The organism is Escherichia ruysiae (genome assembly GCF_031323975.1).
In the GTDB taxonomy this organism is placed as follows: Bacteria; Pseudomonadota; Gammaproteobacteria; order Enterobacterales; family Enterobacteriaceae; genus Escherichia; species Escherichia ruysiae.
The window spans coordinates 1,651,808-1,669,644 of record NZ_JAVIWS010000001.1; the positions used below are offsets into that span (position 1 = coordinate 1,651,808).

The window sequence follows — 17,837 nt, forward strand, 5'->3', positions numbered from 1 at the left end:
ATGTTTGATTTTGCTTCTTACCATCGCGCGACCACCATTGCCGATGCCATCAACCTGCTGACCCACAATCCGCAGGCAAAACTGCTCGCCGGTGGCACTGACGTACTGATTCAGCTCCACCATCACAATGACCGTTATCGCCATATTGTTGATATCCACAATCTGGCGGAGCTTCGGGGGATTACGCTGGAGGAAGACGGCGCGCTGCGAATCGGCTCCGCGACGACATTTACTCAGCTCATTGAAGATCCGTTAACCCAGCGTCATCTTCCGGCGTTATGTGCTGCGGCTTCGTCAATTGCCGGGCCACAGATCCGTAATGTCGCTACCTACGGTGGAAATATTTGCAACGGTGCCACTAGCGCAGATTCCGCCACGCCAACGCTGATTTATGAGGCGAAGCTGGAGATCCACTCACCGCGAGGAGTTCGTTTTGTCCCGATAAATGGCTTTCACACCGGGCCGGGCAAAGTATCTCTTGAGCATGACGAAATCCTTGTCGCCTTTCATTTTCCGCCGCAACCGAAAGAACATGCTGGTAGCGCGCATTTTAAATATGCCATGCGCGACGCGATGGATATTTCAACGATTGGCTGCGCCGCACATTGTCGGCTGGATAATGGAAGTTTCAGTGAATTACGCCTGGCATTTGGTGTTGCCGCTCCAACGCCGATTCGCTGCCAACATGCTGAACAGGCTGCACAAAACGCGCCACTGAACCTGCAAACGCTGGAAGCCATCAGCGAGTCTGTCCTGCAAGACGTCGCCCCGCGTTCCTCATGGCGTGCGAGTAAAGAGTTTCGTCTGCATCTTATCCAGACGATGACCAAAAAAGTCATTAGCGAAGCCGTCGCTGCGGCAGGGGGAAAACTGCAATGAACCACAGCGAAACAATTACCATTGAATGCGTCATTAACGGAATGCCTTTTCAGCTCCGCGCCGCGCCGGGTATGCCGCTTTCAGAACTGCTCCGTGAACAAGGATTACTTAGCGTCAAACAAGGATGCTGCGTTGGAGAATGCGGCGCGTGTACTGTGCTGGTTGATGGCACCGCGATAGATAGCTGCTTATACCTTGCCACCTGGGCTGAAGGAAAAGAGATCCGCACACTGGAAGGCGAAGCAAAAGGCGGCAAACTTTCTCATGTACAACAGGCTTATGCGAAATCAGGCGCGGTACAGTGTGGCTTTTGTACGCCCGGGTTGATTATGGCCACCACGGCAATGCTGGCAAAACCACGCGAGAAACCATTAACTATTACGGAAATTCGTCGCGGCCTGGCGGGAAATCTTTGTCGCTGCACCGGTTATCAGATGATTGTGAATACAGTGCTGGACTGCGAGGAAACGAAGTAAAACGAAATCCGGCCTGAATGCAGGCCGGATTTACGGCGGTTACGCGCTTAACAATTCATATTTTTTAATCTTACGATAGAGCGTAGCAATGCCGATGCCCAGTTCATCAGCGACTTGCTTCTTGCTGTTATGACGTGAAAGCGCCTCGCGGATCATCTGTTTTTCCATCTCCTCCAGCGCCGTACCACCAGCATCATCAAGTGCCAAATGTGCTTCGCTGGCTTCTGGGCTCTCACTTTGCTCTGTCACGCCGTTATTTACCAGATTGGGCGGCAGGAGTGTGCTGTCAATGACTTCACCTGAAGGAACAACGTTGACCAGATATTCCATCAAATTGCTTAGCTCTCGCAGGTTTCCAGGCCAATAATGCTTACGCAGCAACTCAACAACATCAGGAGCAATGCCAGGATAAACCGACCCCAGACGACGGGTATGCAGATGTAAAAAGTAATGCACCAGCAGTTCAATATCTTCCTGACGTTCACGCAAAGGCGGCAACGTTATCGGAATAACATTCAGGCGATAGAAGAGATCCTCACGAAACTTACCTTCAGCAATAAACTGAGCCAAATTCTGGTTAGTTGCAGAAATGATGCGAATGTCGACCTGTATTGGGCTGCTGGCACCAATCGGCAGAATTTCACGCGCCTCAATAGCTCGTAACAATTTTGCCTGCAACATTAATGGCATATCGCCAATTTCATCGAGAAACAGCGTGCCCGTATTCGCCGCCTGAATCAGCCCTGTTTTTCCGTTGGCAGAAGCCCCCGTAAAAGCGCCTTTGACATAACCGAACAGCTCACTTTCCAGAAGCTGCTCCGGGATCGCGGCACAGTTGATAGCAATAAAGGGTTTATTCCGTCTTCCACTCAACTTATGGATTGCACGAGCGACAACTTCTTTACCGGTGCCACTTTCCCCGACCACCATTACGCTGGATGGGCTGGGCGCGATACGGCTAATGAGCCGTTTTAATTGCCGCATAACCCGGCATTCACCCACTAATTGTTCTATATGCGGTTCATCAGAAACGTTCGCCACAGAAAAACTGGTATGTGACTGGTGAAACGCCATCAAAAATAACTGTCGCCCCTGGATGTTATGCAACTGACCAATGATTAATTCACTTTTATCATCCCACGAAACGATATGTTGCATATGTCCATGAGTAAAATTACTCTCAAATGTTAATGGTCTGAAACGAATAGGTTTCCCAACCATATTATTTTGAGCAACACCAAGAGTTTTTAATGCAGTCTGGTTAACAAACTGAATACGATTGTCTTCATCAATAACTAACACTCCCTGATCCATATTATCGATCATGGTAGCGAATATTTTACTTATATTATCTCCTGGCCCCTGATCTTCCAGAAGTTTCGAGACAAAAATAGTAGATATATGGCGAACGTAATCTGAAAATTCGCGTAAATTATCACTGATATGTTCTTGTTGCTCATGAGTAACAGCAATCAAACTTATCACTCCGACACAACGATCCTGCAGAATAACGGGCGTGCCCAGGAATGCCTTTTCACGACAATTTTCTTTACTGTCACAACCTTCACAAAGGGGATCGAAGCGAGACTGTGTCACAACCTTTTCGGTTTTGGTTTCCAGGACATAGCGGAGCAAGCGTGAATTACCACTTAGCTGGCGACCAAGAAATTTCCCATATGCGCCAGTTCCAGCGACGCGACACAAGTTTTCATCAACGATCTCAACCTCAAGCTGCAAAACGCTGGCTAGCATTCTGGCAAAACGCTGAATTGTTGGTTGAATTTGCATCAATACTGACTGCGTAGTAACAAGCTCCATAGCTTTACCTTCCAGAATCACTTAAAAGTCGATCATTGAAGACGTTGATGGTTCACAGGTCATGACGATATTAACTCAGACAAATATAGCTTTGCTAAAAACATAGGATTTTTATCACTTTCTAATGAAATTATGGAAGTGATATCACATTTCTATATCAATATGAGAATTACAGGACTGCATTTATCAAACTGACGACAATTCTCCTCTCCCTTATATCTTATTTATGATACTTAGCAGCAAATAAATAACGGCAGAAAAAAAGCCAATCGTTTCCGTATATTTTTATGCTCTATAGTGCAATGTTAATTTGTGATCAGCCCCACATATTATCCGTCAAATTACTCTTTCGCAGCCGCGTGGATAATTCTGGCACACTTATTGTTAGTCCCAGGTATAGCTGTGAAAACACCAATCACTTTGGCAAGTCACAGTGAAATAAACCACTTTGCCTGTCATTCCACTATCGGGACTTTATGATGAAAACTGTTAATGAGCTGATTAAGGATATCAATTCGCTGACCTCTCACCTTCACGAGAAAGATTTTTTGTTAACGTGGGAACAGACGCCAGATGAACTGAAACAAGTACTGGACGTTGCCGCAGCGTTAAAAGCACTGCGTGCTGAAAACATCTCGACCAAAGTCTTTAATAGTGGATTAGGTATTTCCGTATTCCGCGACAACTCTACTCGTACCCGCTTCTCTTATGCTTCCGCGCTTAACCTGCTCGGTCTGGCACAGCAAGACCTTGATGAAGGTAAATCACAAATAGCTCACGGCGAAACCGTTCGCGAAACCGCTAATATGATCTCTTTCTGCGCCGACGCTATCGGTATTCGTGACGATATGTATCTGGGTGCAGGTAACGCCTATATGCGTGAAGTTGGCGCTGCACTTGATGACGGTTACAAACAGGGCGTGCTGCCGCAGCGTCCGGCTTTAGTGAACCTGCAATGCGATATCGACCACCCAACGCAGTCGATGGCTGACCTGGCATGGTTGCGTGAACACTTTGGTTCGCTGGAAAACCTGAAAGGTAAAAAAATCGCCATGACCTGGGCCTATTCACCAAGCTATGGCAAACCGCTCTCTGTACCGCAAGGCATCATCGGTCTGATGACCCGCTTCGGTATGGATGTCACCCTGGCTCATCCGGAAGGTTACGACCTGATCCCGGATGTCGTTGAAGTGGCGAAAAACAATGCTAAAGCATCCGGCGGCAGCTTCCGTCAGGTCACCAGCATGGAAGAAGCGTTTAAAGATGCAGACATCGTTTATCCGAAGTCATGGGCACCTTATAAAGTGATGGAAGAGCGTACTGAACTGCTGCGCGCTAACGATCACGAAGGCCTTAAAGCTCTGGAAAAACAGTGCCTGGCGCAGAACGCGCAACACAAAGACTGGCATTGTACTGAAGAGATGATGGAGCTGACCCGTGATGGCGAAGCCCTGTATATGCACTGCCTGCCGGCCGATATCAGCGGCGTATCCTGTAAAGAAGGTGAAGTCACTGAAGGTGTATTCGAAAAATACCGTATCGCGACCTACAAAGAAGCCAGCTGGAAGCCTTATATCATCGCCGCGATGATCCTGTCCCGTAAATACGCCAAACCGGGTGCACTGCTCGAACAACTGCTGAAAGAAGCGCAAGAACGCGTGAAATAACCCCTCGGGCCGATCGACAGATCGGCTCTCTATTTACAGAGGCCAAAAGGATAGGATATGTCCGTTTTCTCATTGAAGATTGATATCGCCGATAACAAATTTTTCAACGGCGAAACATCACCGCTCTTTTCGCAAAGCCAGGCAAAACTGGCGCGCCAGTTCCATCAGAAGATTGCTGGCTATCGCCCAACACCGCTTTGTGCGCTGGACGATCTCGCAAACCTTTTTGGTGTGAAGAAAATTCTCGTTAAGGACGAATCAAAACGATTCGGTCTGAACGCCTTCAAGATGCTCGGCGGTGCGTATGCCATCGCTCAGTTACTGTGCGAAAAATATCATCTTGATATCGAAACGCTGTCATTTGAACACCTGAAAAATGCTATCGGCGAAAAAATGACCTTTGCGACCACCACCGACGGCAACCACGGTCGCGGTGTCGCATGGGCAGCGCAGCAACTTGGGCAGAATGCGGTGATTTACATGCCGAAAGGCTCCGCTCAGGAACGCGTTGACGCCATTCTGAACCTCGGTGCCGAGTGCATCGTCACAGACATGAACTATGACGACACCGTTCGCCTGACCATGCAACACGCACAGCAGCACGGCTGGGAGGTGGTGCAGGATACCGCCTGGGAAGGCTACACCAAAATCCCAACCTGGATCATGCAGGGCTATGCCACGCTGGCAGATGAAGCCGTCGAGCAAATGCGTGAAATGGGCGTAACCCCAACGCACGTTCTGCTGCAAGCCGGCGTCGGCGCGATGGCTGGTGGTGTGTTGGGTTATCTGGTCGATGTCTACAGCCCGCAAAATCTGCACAGCATTATTGTTGAACCGGACAAAGCTGACTGTATTTATCGCTCTGGCGTCAAAGGCGACATCGTCAACGTTGGCGGCGATATGGCGACGATCATGGCGGGCCTGGCCTGCGGCGAACCTAACCCGCTGGGCTGGGAAATCCTACGTAACTGCGCCACTCAATTCATCTCCTGCCAGGACAGCGTTGCCGCATTAGGTATGCGCGTGCTGGGTAATCCGTATGGCAACGATCCTCGCATCATCTCCGGTGAATCTGGCGCTGTCGGTTTGGGCGTTCTCGCGGCGGTTCATTATCACCCGCAACGACAAAGCCTGATGGAAAAACTGGCGCTGAACAAAGATGCCGTGGTGCTGGTTATCAGCACTGAAGGCGACACCGACGTGAAGCACTACCGCGAAGTTGTCTGGGAAGGCAAACACTCTGTAGCACCTTAATCACACTATTGGAACAGCTCCCCGCACAACGGGGAGTAAAAAACTGGAGAAAAATAATGGCTAAGAATATTCCATTCAAACTGATTCTTGAAAAAGCAAAGGATTACCAGGCAGACATGACTCGCTTCCTGCGCGACATGGTTGCGATTCCCAGTGAAAGCTGTGACGAAAAACGCGTAGTGCATCGTATTAAAGAAGAGATGGAAAAAGTTGGTTTCGATAAAGTTGAAATCGACCCGATGGGCAACGTTCTCGGTTATATCGGCCACGGCCCGCGTCTGGTTGCGATGGATGCTCACATCGACACCGTCGGCATTGGCAACATCAAAAACTGGGAATTCGACCCGTACGAAGGTATGGAAACTGATGAGCTGATCGGTGGTCGCGGTACTTCCGACCAGGAAGGCGGCATGGCGTCTATGGTATATGCCGGTAAAATCATAAAAGACCTCGGTCTGGAAGATGAATATACCCTGCTGGTTACCGGTACGGTGCAGGAAGAAGACTGCGACGGTCTGTGCTGGCAGTACATTATTGAACAATCTGGCATTCGCCCGGAATTTGTGGTCAGTACTGAACCGACTGATTGCCAGGTATACCGTGGTCAGCGCGGTCGTATGGAAATTCGTATTGATGTTCAGGGCGTTAGCTGTCACGGTTCTGCGCCAGAACGCGGTGATAACGCCATTTTCAAAATGGGACCGATTCTTGGCGAATTACAAGAACTGTCCCAACGTCTGGGTTATGACGAATTCCTCGGCAAAGGTACGCTGACCGTTTCTGAAATTTTCTTTACCTCCCCAAGCCGTTGCGCTGTAGCAGACAGCTGCGCAGTTTCTATTGACCGTCGTCTGACCTGGGGTGAAACCTGGGAAGGCGCGCTGGACGAAATCCGCGCCCTGCCAGCAGTTCAAAAAGCGAATGCTGTCGTTTCTATGTACAACTATGACCGTCCGTCCTGGACTGGCCTGGTCTACCCAACCGAATGCTACTTCCCGACCTGGAAAGTGGAAGAAGATCACTTCACTGTTAAAGCCCTGGTGAATGCCTACGAAGGTCTGTTTGGCAAAGCGCCGGTCGTTGATAAGTGGACCTTCTCAACTAACGGCGTATCCATCATGGGTCGTCACGGCATTCCGGTGATCGGCTTTGGCCCAGGTAAAGAACCTGAAGCGCACGCGCCAAACGAAAAAACCTGGAAATCACACCTGGTGACCTGTGCTGCTATGTACGCTGCAATCCCGTTAAGCTGGCTGGCAACCGAATAATTATTCTTAACTTATTCCCCTCCGGTTCGCCGGAGGGTTTTTGGAGTTTGCTATGCGCGTATTGATCAAAAACGGCACTGTCGTGAACGCAGATGGACAAGCAAAGCAGGATTTGTTGATTGAAAGCGGGATTGTTCGCCAGTTGGGCACCAATATTTCGCCGCAGCTCCCTTATGAAGACATTGATGCCACTGGCTGTTACGTTTTCCCTGGCGGCGTGGATGTCCATACGCATTTTAATATTGATGTCGGCATTGCGCGCAGTTGTGATGATTTTTTTACCGGTACTCGCGCAGCCGCGTGTGGCGGTACAACAACCATTATTGACCATATGGGATTTGGCCCAAATGGCTGCCGGTTACGCCATCAACTGGAAGTTTATCGTGGTTATGCCGCCCATAAGGCGGTCATCGACTACAGCTTTCACGGTGTGATCCAGCACATTAATCACGCCATCCTCGACGAAATCCCGATGATGGTCGAGGAAGGGCTGAGCAGTTTTAAACTCTATTTAACCTATCAATATAAACTCAACGATGATGAAGTGTTGCAAGCATTACGCCGCTTGCATGAGTCTGGCGCCCTGACCACTGTGCACCCGGAAAATGACGCAGCTATCGCCAGCAAGCGGGCGGAATTTATTGCCGCCGGGTTAACCGCGCCGCGCTATCACGCCTTGAGTCGACCTCTGGAATGCGAAGCTGAAGCTATCGCCCGCATGATTAATCTGGCGCAACTTGCCGGCAACGCCCCACTCTATATCGTCCATCTGTCTAACGGCTTAGGTCTGGATTACCTGCGCCTTGCCCGCGCGAATCACCAGCCTGTCTGGGTTGAAACTTGTCCGCAATATCTTCTGCTGGACGAACGCAGTTACGATACAGAAGACGGAATGAAATTTATCCTTAGCCCACCGCTGCGCAATGTTCGCGAGCAGGACAAACTGTGGTGTGGCATCAGCGATGGTGCGATTGACGTGGTGGCGACCGATCATTGCACCTTCTCGATGGCTCAACGCCAGCAAATTTCTAAAGGCGATTTCAGTCGCTGCCCAAATGGCTTGCCCGGTGTGGAAAATCGTATGCAATTGCTGTTCTCCAGCGGCGTAATGACCGGACGTATCACACCGGAACGTTTTGTTGAGTTAACCAGCGCGATGCCCGCCAGGCTGTTTGGCCTGTGGCCGCAAAAAGGATTATTAGCGCCCGGTTCCGATGGCGACGTGGTGATTATCGACCCACGTCAGAGCCAACAAATTCAACATCGCCATCTCCACGACAACGCCGACTATTCGCCCTGGGAGGGCATTACCTGTCAGGGCGCAATTGTCAGAACGCTATCCCGTGGTGAAACGATTTTCTGCGACGGAGCCTTCACAGGCAAAGCCGGACGCGGTCGTTTCCTGCGACGCAAACCGTTTGTCCCTCCCGTGCTCTAACCACTACCAGGGATCTATACACAATTAAGAATGATGAGTGAGGAAAAATGAGTAAGAAAATTGTTCTCGCCCTCGGCGGGAATGCGCTGGGCGACGATCTGGCCGGACAAATGAAAGCGGTAAAAATTACGTCTCAGGCAATTGTTGATTTAATTGCCCAAGGACATGAAGTTATCGTCACTCATGGTAATGGGCCGCAGGTAGGCATGATTAACCAGGCATTCGAAGCTGCCGCAAAAACGGAAGCACACTCGCCAATGCTGCCAATGTCTGTCTGTGTCGCCTTAAGCCAGGGATACATTGGATACGATCTACAAAACGCCTTAAGGGAAGAGCTGCTTTCTCGTGGTATTAATAAACCTGTAGCAACGCTGGTTACCCAGGTCGAAGTCGATGCTAACGATCCGGCATTCCTCAACCCGACCAAGCCGATCGGTTCGTTCTTTACCGAGCAGGAAGCAGAGCAACTGACAAAACAGGGTTACACTCTGAAAGAAGATGCTGGTCGCGGCTATCGCCGTGTTGTTGCCTCGCCAAAACCGGTTGATATCATTGAAAAAGAAACGGTTAAAGCTCTGGTAGATGCAGGTCAGGTGGTGATCACCGTTGGCGGTGGTGGTATTCCTGTTATTCGTGAAGGTAACCATCTGCGTGGTGCCAGCGCGGTTATTGATAAAGACTGGGCCAGCGCCCGTTTAGCAGAAATGATTGATGCCGATATGCTGATCATTCTGACTGCGGTAGAAAAAGTGGCCATTAACTTCGGTAAAGAGAATGAGCAGTGGCTCGACCGCCTGTCATTGGCCGATGCAGAACGCTTTATCGAAGAAGGTCATTTTGCGAAAGGTTCTATGCTGCCGAAAGTAGAAGCTGCCGCCTCGTTTGCTCGCTCTCGCGCTGGTCGTGAAGCACTGATTACCGTATTGAGCAAAGCGAAAGAAGGGATTGAAGGCAAAACCGGAACGGTGATTTGTCAGTAATTTAAAGGTCGGATGGCGACGCCATCCGACCAGATATTGCTGACAAACTGGCTCAATCGCCAATGTTGGCACGGTTTTCCCCCTCTCTCCGAAGGGGCGAGGGGACTGTCCGAACTCTTTTTGGACTTTGTCATCAGTCTCAGGCCGGGCGGGTAATACCATCCGGCCGTTTTCATTTAAGCCACTTCCAGCACTTCTTCTGTCGCTTTAACACCCTGATGCATCAACATCATTAACGCCTCAAGGACACCGCCGCCAATCGCCCTGGCTTTATCTGAAACACTGGTGAAATCGGCCGTTTCGCCACGAGGATCGATATCACCGATTTTAAAACCACCGACCACCGCCAGTCCGTCGTTCAACAAGCCACGCACCATCCCCGTCAACGGCGCTTTAATTTCATGCTCACCAATCCAGGCAATCACATCGCCCTCTTTCACCAGATCGCCTAATTTCACATTGGATCGCATAATGCCTGCCGCCGGAGCACGGATCACACGTCGGGTGGTGTGCCCCATGATATTACCGGGAACACCGGTATTCTCCTGTGCACAACCGGAGTAAATCACCTGACCGAGCCAGTGCCCGCGATTCGTTTCAATTACCGCATGGCAATCTTTCCCTGCGGTAAACCCCGGCCCAAGCGCGATCGTCACCGGTGCCATATCTGCACGCGTACCCAAATTCTGTTTCGCAAGAATAGCGTCCACAACGCAAAGCGGTTTCAGTTCATCAAGCAGTGAACAGGCAGGATCTACCATCACCGGGATGAATCCACGTTCGGTAAGTTTCATCGCTTCCGCAGAGCTGGTTGCCAGGCGGGCTGTGACGCCTTCGACCGTCATTTCGCCGTCGAACACGGCCTGGGCAAACGCCACGGTACAACGAATCACCGTTGGCTTTTCCACTTCCAGCATGATCACTTTGAACCCCGCATGATACAAGCGTAACGCCACACCACTGGCGATATCTCCCGCGCCGCGAATTACCACCAGTTGGTGTCCGGAAGGATGCGTAGGTTTCATCATCAGCCCACCCGGCGCGTTATTTTTCACCTGTAATATTTCTGCCAGCACGCTGATGGCGATCTCCTGCGGCGTTTCCGCACCAATGTTGTAACCAACCGGCGCGTGTAAACGGGCAATATGTTCTTCAGCCACGCCTTTCTCACGCAATTGACGCAGGAAAAGCTGCACCTTGCGGCGACTTGCCAGCAAACCCAGCCATGCAATGGGCTGTTCAATGAGTTTATCGAGGGCTTCACGATCCTGATTATTCGTGGCAATCAGGACAAAATTATCAGGACGAATCTCCATTGCTTCTACTGCCGCGCCAAACGAATCGGCATGGAGAAGCGTAGTTGACGGCGGGAAAAGTTCAGGATTGAGGCTTTCGCGATAAATATCGGCAACGGCGATATCAAACCCTAATAGCGCCGCACTCTGGGCTATCGCCCGGTTGACATGCCCCGCACCAATCAACACCAGACGAGGACGCATACCATGGACGCTGATAAACACGGACATTGCACCTCCACAATCTGACCCGACAGCATCCACACCGTTACGAGCCATACGTCCATGGAATAATCGCGGCTTACGTTCCTGCAATGCCTGAAGCGACTCTTCAATCACCTTCCGCTCAACCATTCCACCACCAATTGTACCGACGATAGAACCATCGGCGCGCACTAACATTTGTGCAGAATGGCGGGGAGTCGAGCCTCGGCTATCAACAATTTGCGCCATCGCAAACGGACAATTTTGCTCTTCAAGTTTTGCAGCCTCTGTGAAAATATTCATACCAACCTCAATGGATATCCTTTCAGTAACCCGGAATGTCCGAGCTGCTAATTCACAAATCTGCGCGCGATTGCAGGATCTTCTTGTATATCGCCCAGCCAGATTGCCTCTACGTCGTGTTGTTGCAGCGGTTTGAGTAGCTCGTTTTGCGCAATCGCATTCTCACATTGAGAAAAACGGTTAATGAACCAGATTCGCCGACAGCCTTGCGGTACGTTTTTAAACGCCCCCTGCGGATGGCGAACCAGCGCAACGAGATCGCTCAGCTGCAAGGTTGCATCAGGTGTTAACCCTGTAATCTCAGCGAACTGCGACCAGCGATGGACATTTTCAGCACCAACTTTAGTGCCCAAAATATGCCCTCCCATCACAGCAATCACGCAGCAACTGCTTTTAGGTATGCAAGGTTCGTGCTCATCTGGCGCTTTTAACGGCATTCCACGCGAGCCATCTGCCTCAATGAGAATTACGTCACATTCTGGTCGTTGCGCCAGTACATCAATGGTATCTGGCGTAAATCCCTGCGCTTTTCCCTGTTTCGCTTTGAAGCGGTGAAAACAAAATGCAATGGGGGATGTGAGAGACGCATGAGGAAGCATGGCGGGATCGCGACAGAAAACCACGGGCCAGTGAGACGTTGGTATAAACATATGTGTCGTCGTCGTGATTAACACGCGCCTGCCACTAGACTGAAGTAACTCTGCCAGCCAAAAAAGCAGACTGGTTTTCCCCCCTGCACCAACAACAGAAATGACTGCCGGAGCGTTCTGCACGCCTAAATCAATGAATAATGCTGATGGGTCAATTATACTTTTCACGAGTCTTCATAGACCTCTCTGGGATAAATTAGCCCTCAAATTCATTAACCAGGAAGTAACGCAATTTTCAGGCGTTATTAACCGATATAAATAATGGAATCACTATGTCATCTATCGACTGTATAATTACCGCTGCTGGATTATCATCAAGAATGGGACAATGGAAAATGATGTTACCCTGGCAACAGGAAACAATTCTTGATGCAAGTATCAAAAACGCGTTGCAGTTTTGTAGTCGAATTATTTTAGTTACGGGTTTTCGCGCTAATGAACTGCACCATCGCTACGAGAACACTGGCAATATTACTCTTATTTATAATCCAGATTATGAGCAGGGCTTACTGACCTCGGTGAAGGCTGCGGCTCCCGAAGTGCAAACTGAACATTGCTTTATTACTCATGGTGACATGCCAAGTCTTAATGCCAATATATTTAATAAAATCTGGAGGTTACGCAACAACGGTGCAATTCTCCCACTCCACAATGGTATCCCTGGCCATCCCATTTTAATCTCAAAATCGAGTCTGATGCAGGCTATCCAACGTCCCAACGTGACCAATATGCGTCAGGCATTGCAAATGGGTGAACATTATTCCGTCGAAATAGAAGATGAAGAAATAATTTTAGATATTGATACCCCCGAGGACTTTATTAATGCGCAAAAGTGGCATACTGAATTTTAGAAAATCAGGTTAAACGATTGCGTTCAAATATTCATTCCACTCAGTATCCTTTTATCATAATGATAAGGAGCCACTGATTTTGAGAAATGAGAAAAAATGATAAAACCCCTGGCAATAATAACTCTCGGTAGTGATTTTAATTCTCATTTAGCACCTGTGAGATCATTCACAAAAAACCATTAAGTTTCGAGGCGCCTCACATTTTTTTATATTTCCGAGCCAACCTGGCAATAGTGGTGCGATTGTTGCTCTGTCTCCTTAAACCACCGGATTTATCAATACCGGTCACTCAATGATATCTGTATAAGCTAAGGAGAGGGTTATGGGGGATATTATGCGTCCCATTCCGTTTGAGGAACTTTTGACGCGCATATTTGATGAATACCAACAACAACGCTCAATCTTTGGTATTCCTGAGCAACAGTTTTACTCACCCGTAAAAGGTAAAACTGTTAGCGTCTTCGGTGAAACCTGTGCCACCCCCGTCGGCCCTGCCGCTGGTCCGCACACGCAACTCGCGCAAAATATCGTCACTTCCTGGCTGACTGGCGGACGCTTTATCGAACTAAAAACCGTCCAAATTCTTGACCGCCTGGAGCTGGAAAAGCCCTGTATCGATGCCGAAGACGAATGCTTTAACACCGAATGGTCAACCGAATTTACCCTGCTTAAAGCCTGGGATGAATACCTCAAAGCCTGGTTTGCCCTGCATCTTCTCGAAGCCATGTTCCAGCCTTCTGATTCTGGTAAATCGTTTATCTTTAATATGAGCGTCGGTTACAACCTCGAAGGCATTAAGCAGCCGCCGATGCAGCAGTTCATCGACAATATGATGGACGCATCTGACCATCCGAAATTAGCTCAATACCGCGATACGCTGAATAAACTCCTCCACGATGACGCATTTTTAGCCCGCCACGGATTGCAGGAAAAACGTGAAAGCTTGCAGGCCTTAGCAGCCCGTATCCCCACCAGCATGGTACAAGGCGTTACCCTCTCCACCATGCACGGCTGCCCTCCGCATGAAATCGAAGCCATTTGCCGCTACATGCTGGAAGAAAAAGAGCTGAACACCTTTGTGAAACTCAACCCGACCTTACTGGGGTACGCGCGTGTTCGTGAGATTCTTGATGGATGTGGGTTCGATTACATCGGCTTAAAAGAAGAGTCATTTGATCACGACCTCAAGCTAACGCAGGCGCTGGAAATGCTGGAACGCCTGATGGCGCTGGCAAAAGAAAAATCACTCGGCTTTGGCGTCAAACTGACTAACACTCTCGGCACCATCAATAACAAAGGCGCACTGCCTGGTGAAGAGATGTATATGTCCGGCCGTGCACTGTTCCCGCTCTCTATCAATGTCGCGGCAGTTCTGTCCCGTGCCTTTGACGGCAAACTGCCAATTTCTTATTCCGGTGGTGCCAGCCAGCTGACTATCCGCGATATTTTCGATACTGGCATTCGCCCTATCACCATGGCAACCGACTTACTGAAACCCGGCGGCTATTTGCGTTTAAGTGCCTGTATGCGCGAGCTGGAAGGCTCCGACGCCTGGGGACTTGACCACGTTGACGTGGAACGACTGAGCAAGCTGGCCGCAGATGCGCTGACCATGGAGTACACCCAGAAACACTGGAAGCCAGAAGAGCGTATAGAAGTGGCAGAAGACCTGCCGCTGACCGACTGCTACGTTGCACCCTGTGTCACTGCCTGCGCCATCAAACAGGATATTCCGGAATACATTCGTCTGCTTGGCGAACATCGCTATGCCGACGCGCTGGAACTCATCTACCAACGTAATGCCCTGCCCGCCATTACTGGTCACATTTGCGATCACCAGTGCCAGTACAACTGTACCCGCCTGGATTACGACAGTGCGCTGAATATCCGCGAACTGAAAAAAGTCGCCCTGGAAAAAGGCTGGGATGAATATAAGCAACGCTGGCACAAACCAGCGGGTTCCGGTTCTCGCCATCCGGTTGCCGTCATTGGCGCAGGTCCGGCGGGTCTGGCAGCAGGCTACTTCCTTGCCAGAGCGGGCCATCCGGTGACGCTATTTGAACGCGAAGCTAACGCCGGCGGCGTGGTGAAAAATATCATTCCACAGTTCCGTATTCCTGCTGAGTTGATTCAGCACGATATCGATTTTGTTGCCGACCACGGCGTGAAATTTGAGTATGGCTGTTCACCGGATCTGACCGTCGAACAGTTAAAAAATCAGGGCTTCCACTATGTTCTGATTGCCACCGGCACCGATAAAAACAGCGGTGTGAAGCTGGCGGGCAACAACCAGAATGTCTGGAAATCGCTCCCCTTCCTGCGCGAGTACAACAAAGGCGCAGTGCTCAACTTGGGTAAACATGTGGTGATTGTCGGTGCGGGTAACACCGCAATGGACTGCGCCCGTGCGGCGTTACGCGTTCCGGGCGTTGAAAAAGCGACTGTCGTTTACCGTCGTTCACTACAAGAGATGCCAGCATGGCGCGAAGAGTATGAAGAAGCACGACACGATGGCGTAGAGTTCCGTTTCCTCAATAACCCAGAACGTTTCGATGCGGATGGCACCTTAACGTTGCGCGTCATGTCGCTTGGCGAACCCGATGAGAAAGGCCGTCGCCGTCCGGTTGAAACCAGCGAAACAGTAACGCTGCACGTAGACAGCCTGATCACCGCCATTGGCGAACAGCAGGATACCGAAGCCCTGAACGCAATGGGCGTGCCGCTGGACAAAAACGGCTGGCCTGATGTCGACCATAACGGCGAAACTCGTCTGACTGACGTCTTTATGATTGGTGACGTACAGCGCGGTCCGTCCTCTATTGTCGCGGCTGTCGGAACGGCTCGACGAGCCACCGATGCCATCCTTAGTCGAGAAAATATCCGCTCCCACCAGAGCGATAAATACTGGAACAACGTTAACCCGGCGGAAATCTACCAACGTAAAGGCGATATCTCTGTCACCCTGGTGAACAGTGACGATCGTGACGCGTTTGTCGCCCAGGAAGCCGCTCGCTGCCTTGAATGTAACTACGTTTGCAGCAAGTGTGTGGATGTCTGCCCGAACCGCGCCAACGTCTCAATTGCCGTCCCTGGCTTCCAGAACCGTTTCCAGACGCTGCACCTCGACGCTTACTGTAACGAATGCGGCAACTGCGCTCAGTTCTGCCCGTGGAACGGTAAACCGTACAAAGACAAAATCACCGTCTTTAGTCTGTCGCAAGACTTTGATAACAGCAGCAACCCAGGCTTCCTGGTGGAAGATGATCGTGTGCGTGTACGTCTGAATAACCAAAGCTGGGTGCTGAATATCAATAGCGAAGGTCAGTTCGACAACGTACCGCCAGAGCTGAACGATATGTGCCGCATCATTAGCCATGTCCACCAGCATCATCATTATCTGCTGAGCCGCGTGGAGGTGTAATCATGTTGATTCTGAAGAATGTCACCGCAGTACAGTTACACCCGGCAAAAGTGCAGGAAGGCGTCGATATCGCCATCGAAAATGATGTGATTGTCGCGATCGGCGATGCTCTGACGCAGCGTTATCCTGACGCCAGCTACAAAGAGATGCATGGCCGGATTGTGATGCCTGGGATTGTCTGCTCACACAACCATTTTTACTCGGGACTTTCGCGCGGAATTATGGCGAACATCGCTCCCTGCCCGGATTTCATCTCAACGCTGAAAAATCTTTGGTGGCGGCTCGATCGTGCCCTTGATGAAGAGTCGCTCTATTACAGCGGGCTGATTTGTTCACTCGAAGCAATCAAGAGCGGATGCACGTCGGTTATCGATCACCATGCGTCCCCGGCTTATATCGGCGGGTCGCTCTCGACGCTGCGCAACGCATTTTTAAAAGTTGGCCTGCGTGCGATGACCTGTTTTGAAACCACTGACCGTAACAACGGCATCACAGAGTTACAGGAAGGTGTAGAAGAAAACATCCGTTTCGCCCGTCAGATTGACGACGCAAAGAAAGTAGCTACCGAGCCATATCTGGTGGAAGCGCATATTGGTGCTCACGCGCCGTTTACCGTGCCGGATGCCGGTCTGGAAATGCTGCGCGAAGCCGTAAAAGCCACCGGGCGTGGTTTACACATTCACGCTGCTGAAGACCTTTACGACGTTTCTCACAGTCACCACTGGTACGGCAAAGATCTGCTGGCACGACTGGCGCAATTCGATCTTATCGACAGCAAAACGCTGGTCGCCCACGGCCTGTATCTGTCGAAAGAGGATATCGCCCTGCTTAATCAGCATGGCGCGTTCCTGGTACATAACGCCCGCTCCAACATGAATAACCATGTTGGTTACAACCATCATCTTAGCGATATCCGCAATCTGGCACTGGGAACCGACGGTATCGGTTCAGACATGTTTGAAGAGATGAAATTCGCCTTCTTTAAACATCGTGACGCTGGTGGTCCGCTGTGGCCTGACAGTTTTGCCAAAGCCCTGACTAACGGCAATGAACTAATGAGTCGCAACTTTGGTGCGAAATTCGGCCTGCTGGAAGCAGGTTATAAAGCCGATTTAACCATTTGCGATTACACCTCGCCAACGCCGTTGCTGGCGGACAATATCGCCGGTCATATCGCTTTCGGCATGGGTTCAGGCAGCGTTCACAGCGTGATGGTCAACGGTGTGATGGTCTATGAAGACCGTCAGTTTAACTTCGATTGCGATTCCATTTATGCGCAAGCCAGAAAAGCCGCAGCCGGTATGTGGCGTCGGATGGATGCGCTGGCATAAAT

The 17,837-nt window shown here is 50.3% G+C and carries 13 protein-coding genes; 10 read left to right on the forward strand and 3 right to left on the reverse strand.

What is annotated here, in order from left to right:
- Positions 1 to 879, forward strand: a complete 879-nt coding sequence (gene xdhB / locus RGV86_RS08190; RefSeq protein WP_000459212.1) for a xanthine dehydrogenase FAD-binding subunit XdhB — start codon at positions 1 to 3, stop codon at positions 877 to 879.
- Positions 876 to 1,355, forward strand: a complete 480-nt coding sequence (gene xdhC, locus RGV86_RS08195) for a xanthine dehydrogenase iron sulfur-binding subunit XdhC (RefSeq protein WP_001016617.1) — start codon at positions 876 to 878, stop codon at positions 1,353 to 1,355. The genes xdhB and xdhC overlap by 4 nt, the downstream gene beginning before the upstream one ends.
- A gap of 39 nt (positions 1,356 to 1,394) precedes the next feature.
- Here xdhC and RGV86_RS08200 read toward each other — a convergent pair whose 3' ends face one another.
- Positions 1,395 to 3,173, reverse strand: a complete 1,779-nt coding sequence (locus RGV86_RS08200) for a sigma-54 interaction domain-containing protein (protein WP_032226135.1) — start codon at positions 3,171 to 3,173, stop codon at positions 1,395 to 1,397.
- Between the two features lie 479 nt (positions 3,174 to 3,652).
- Here RGV86_RS08200 and ygeW point away from each other — a divergent pair, with 479 nt between their 5' ends.
- Genes ygeW through arcC form a run of 5 tightly spaced genes read left to right on the forward strand, consistent with a single transcriptional unit; the run spans position 3,653 to position 9,780 of the window.
- Positions 3,653 to 4,840: a knotted carbamoyltransferase YgeW gene (gene ygeW / locus RGV86_RS08205; protein WP_000859787.1), complete on the forward strand. Its 1,188-nt coding sequence runs from the start codon at positions 3,653 to 3,655 to the stop codon at positions 4,838 to 4,840.
- A gap of 57 nt (positions 4,841 to 4,897) precedes the next feature.
- The gene (gene dpaL, locus RGV86_RS08210) at positions 4,898 to 6,094 is read left to right on the forward strand and encodes a diaminopropionate ammonia-lyase (RefSeq protein ID WP_000110494.1); all 1,197 of its coding nucleotides are present in this window, start codon (positions 4,898 to 4,900) and stop codon (positions 6,092 to 6,094) included.
- Positions 6,095 to 6,150: 56 nt separating this feature from the next.
- Positions 6,151 to 7,362 carry a YgeY family selenium metabolism-linked hydrolase gene (locus RGV86_RS08215; RefSeq protein ID WP_001107129.1) on the forward strand — a complete coding sequence of 404 codons (1,212 nt, stop codon included), beginning with the start codon at positions 6,151 to 6,153 and terminating at the stop codon, positions 7,360 to 7,362.
- Between the two features lie 52 nt (positions 7,363 to 7,414).
- Positions 7,415 to 8,800, forward strand: a complete 1,386-nt coding sequence (hyuA, locus tag RGV86_RS08220) for a D-phenylhydantoinase (protein WP_032226517.1) — start codon at positions 7,415 to 7,417, stop codon at positions 8,798 to 8,800.
- 47 nt (positions 8,801 to 8,847) lie between these two features.
- A complete protein-coding gene (arcC, locus tag RGV86_RS08225) occupies positions 8,848 to 9,780 on the forward strand; it encodes a carbamate kinase (protein WP_000037990.1) in 933 nt (310 codons plus the stop codon).
- Between the two features lie 176 nt (positions 9,781 to 9,956).
- Here the strand turns inward: arcC and yqeB are convergent, their stop codons facing one another.
- Together yqeB and yqeC are read right to left on the reverse strand one after the other, a co-directional pair.
- On the reverse strand, positions 9,957 to 11,582 hold the full coding sequence (gene yqeB, locus RGV86_RS08230; RefSeq protein WP_001020404.1) for a selenium-dependent molybdenum cofactor biosynthesis protein YqeB: 1,626 nt from the start codon (positions 11,580 to 11,582) through the stop codon (positions 9,957 to 9,959).
- 47 nt (positions 11,583 to 11,629) lie between these two features.
- Entirely contained in the window at positions 11,630 to 12,400 is a 771-nt protein-coding gene (gene yqeC / locus RGV86_RS08235) for a selenium cofactor biosynthesis protein YqeC (RefSeq protein ID WP_000835701.1), read from the reverse strand.
- Positions 12,401 to 12,504: 104 nt separating this feature from the next.
- Between yqeC and mocA the strand changes: the two genes are divergently transcribed.
- The 3 genes from mocA (at position 12,505) to ssnA (ending at position 17,835) form a co-directional block, all read left to right on the forward strand.
- Entirely contained in the window at positions 12,505 to 13,083 is a 579-nt protein-coding gene (gene mocA, locus RGV86_RS08240; protein ID WP_000094817.1) for a molybdenum cofactor cytidylyltransferase, read from the forward strand.
- Positions 13,084 to 13,405: 322 nt separating this feature from the next.
- On the forward strand, positions 13,406 to 16,504 hold the full coding sequence (ygfK, locus tag RGV86_RS08245; RefSeq protein ID WP_085461127.1) for a putative selenate reductase subunit YgfK: 3,099 nt from the start codon (positions 13,406 to 13,408) through the stop codon (positions 16,502 to 16,504).
- Between the two features lie 2 nt (positions 16,505 to 16,506).
- On the forward strand, positions 16,507 to 17,835 hold the full coding sequence (gene ssnA / locus RGV86_RS08250) for a putative aminohydrolase SsnA (RefSeq protein ID WP_085461128.1): 1,329 nt from the start codon (positions 16,507 to 16,509) through the stop codon (positions 17,833 to 17,835).
- Positions 17,836 to 17,837 lie beyond the last annotated feature (2 nt).

Excerpts from the sequence above, each read along its gene's own strand:
- xdhB (WP_000459212.1), top strand. The coding sequence starts at position 1 with ATGTTTGATTTTGCTTCTTACCATCGCGCGACCACCATTGCCGATGCC.
- xdhC (WP_001016617.1), top strand. The coding sequence starts at position 876 with ATGAACCACAGCGAAACAATTACCATTGAATGCGTCATTAACGGAATG.
- RGV86_RS08200 (WP_032226135.1), bottom strand. The coding sequence starts at position 3,173 with ATGGAGCTTGTTACTACGCAGTCAGTATTGATGCAAATTCAACCAACA.
- ygeW (WP_000859787.1), top strand. The coding sequence starts at position 3,653 with ATGAAAACTGTTAATGAGCTGATTAAGGATATCAATTCGCTGACCTCT.
- dpaL (WP_000110494.1), top strand. The coding sequence starts at position 4,898 with ATGTCCGTTTTCTCATTGAAGATTGATATCGCCGATAACAAATTTTTC.
- RGV86_RS08215 (WP_001107129.1), top strand. The coding sequence starts at position 6,151 with ATGGCTAAGAATATTCCATTCAAACTGATTCTTGAAAAAGCAAAGGAT.
- hyuA (WP_032226517.1), top strand. The coding sequence starts at position 7,415 with ATGCGCGTATTGATCAAAAACGGCACTGTCGTGAACGCAGATGGACAA.
- arcC (WP_000037990.1), top strand. The coding sequence starts at position 8,848 with ATGAGTAAGAAAATTGTTCTCGCCCTCGGCGGGAATGCGCTGGGCGAC.
- yqeB (WP_001020404.1), bottom strand. The coding sequence starts at position 11,582 with ATGAATATTTTCACAGAGGCTGCAAAACTTGAAGAGCAAAATTGTCCG.
- mocA (WP_000094817.1), top strand. The coding sequence starts at position 12,505 with ATGTCATCTATCGACTGTATAATTACCGCTGCTGGATTATCATCAAGA.
- ygfK (WP_085461127.1), top strand. The coding sequence starts at position 13,406 with ATGGGGGATATTATGCGTCCCATTCCGTTTGAGGAACTTTTGACGCGC.
- ssnA (WP_085461128.1), top strand. The coding sequence starts at position 16,507 with ATGTTGATTCTGAAGAATGTCACCGCAGTACAGTTACACCCGGCAAAA.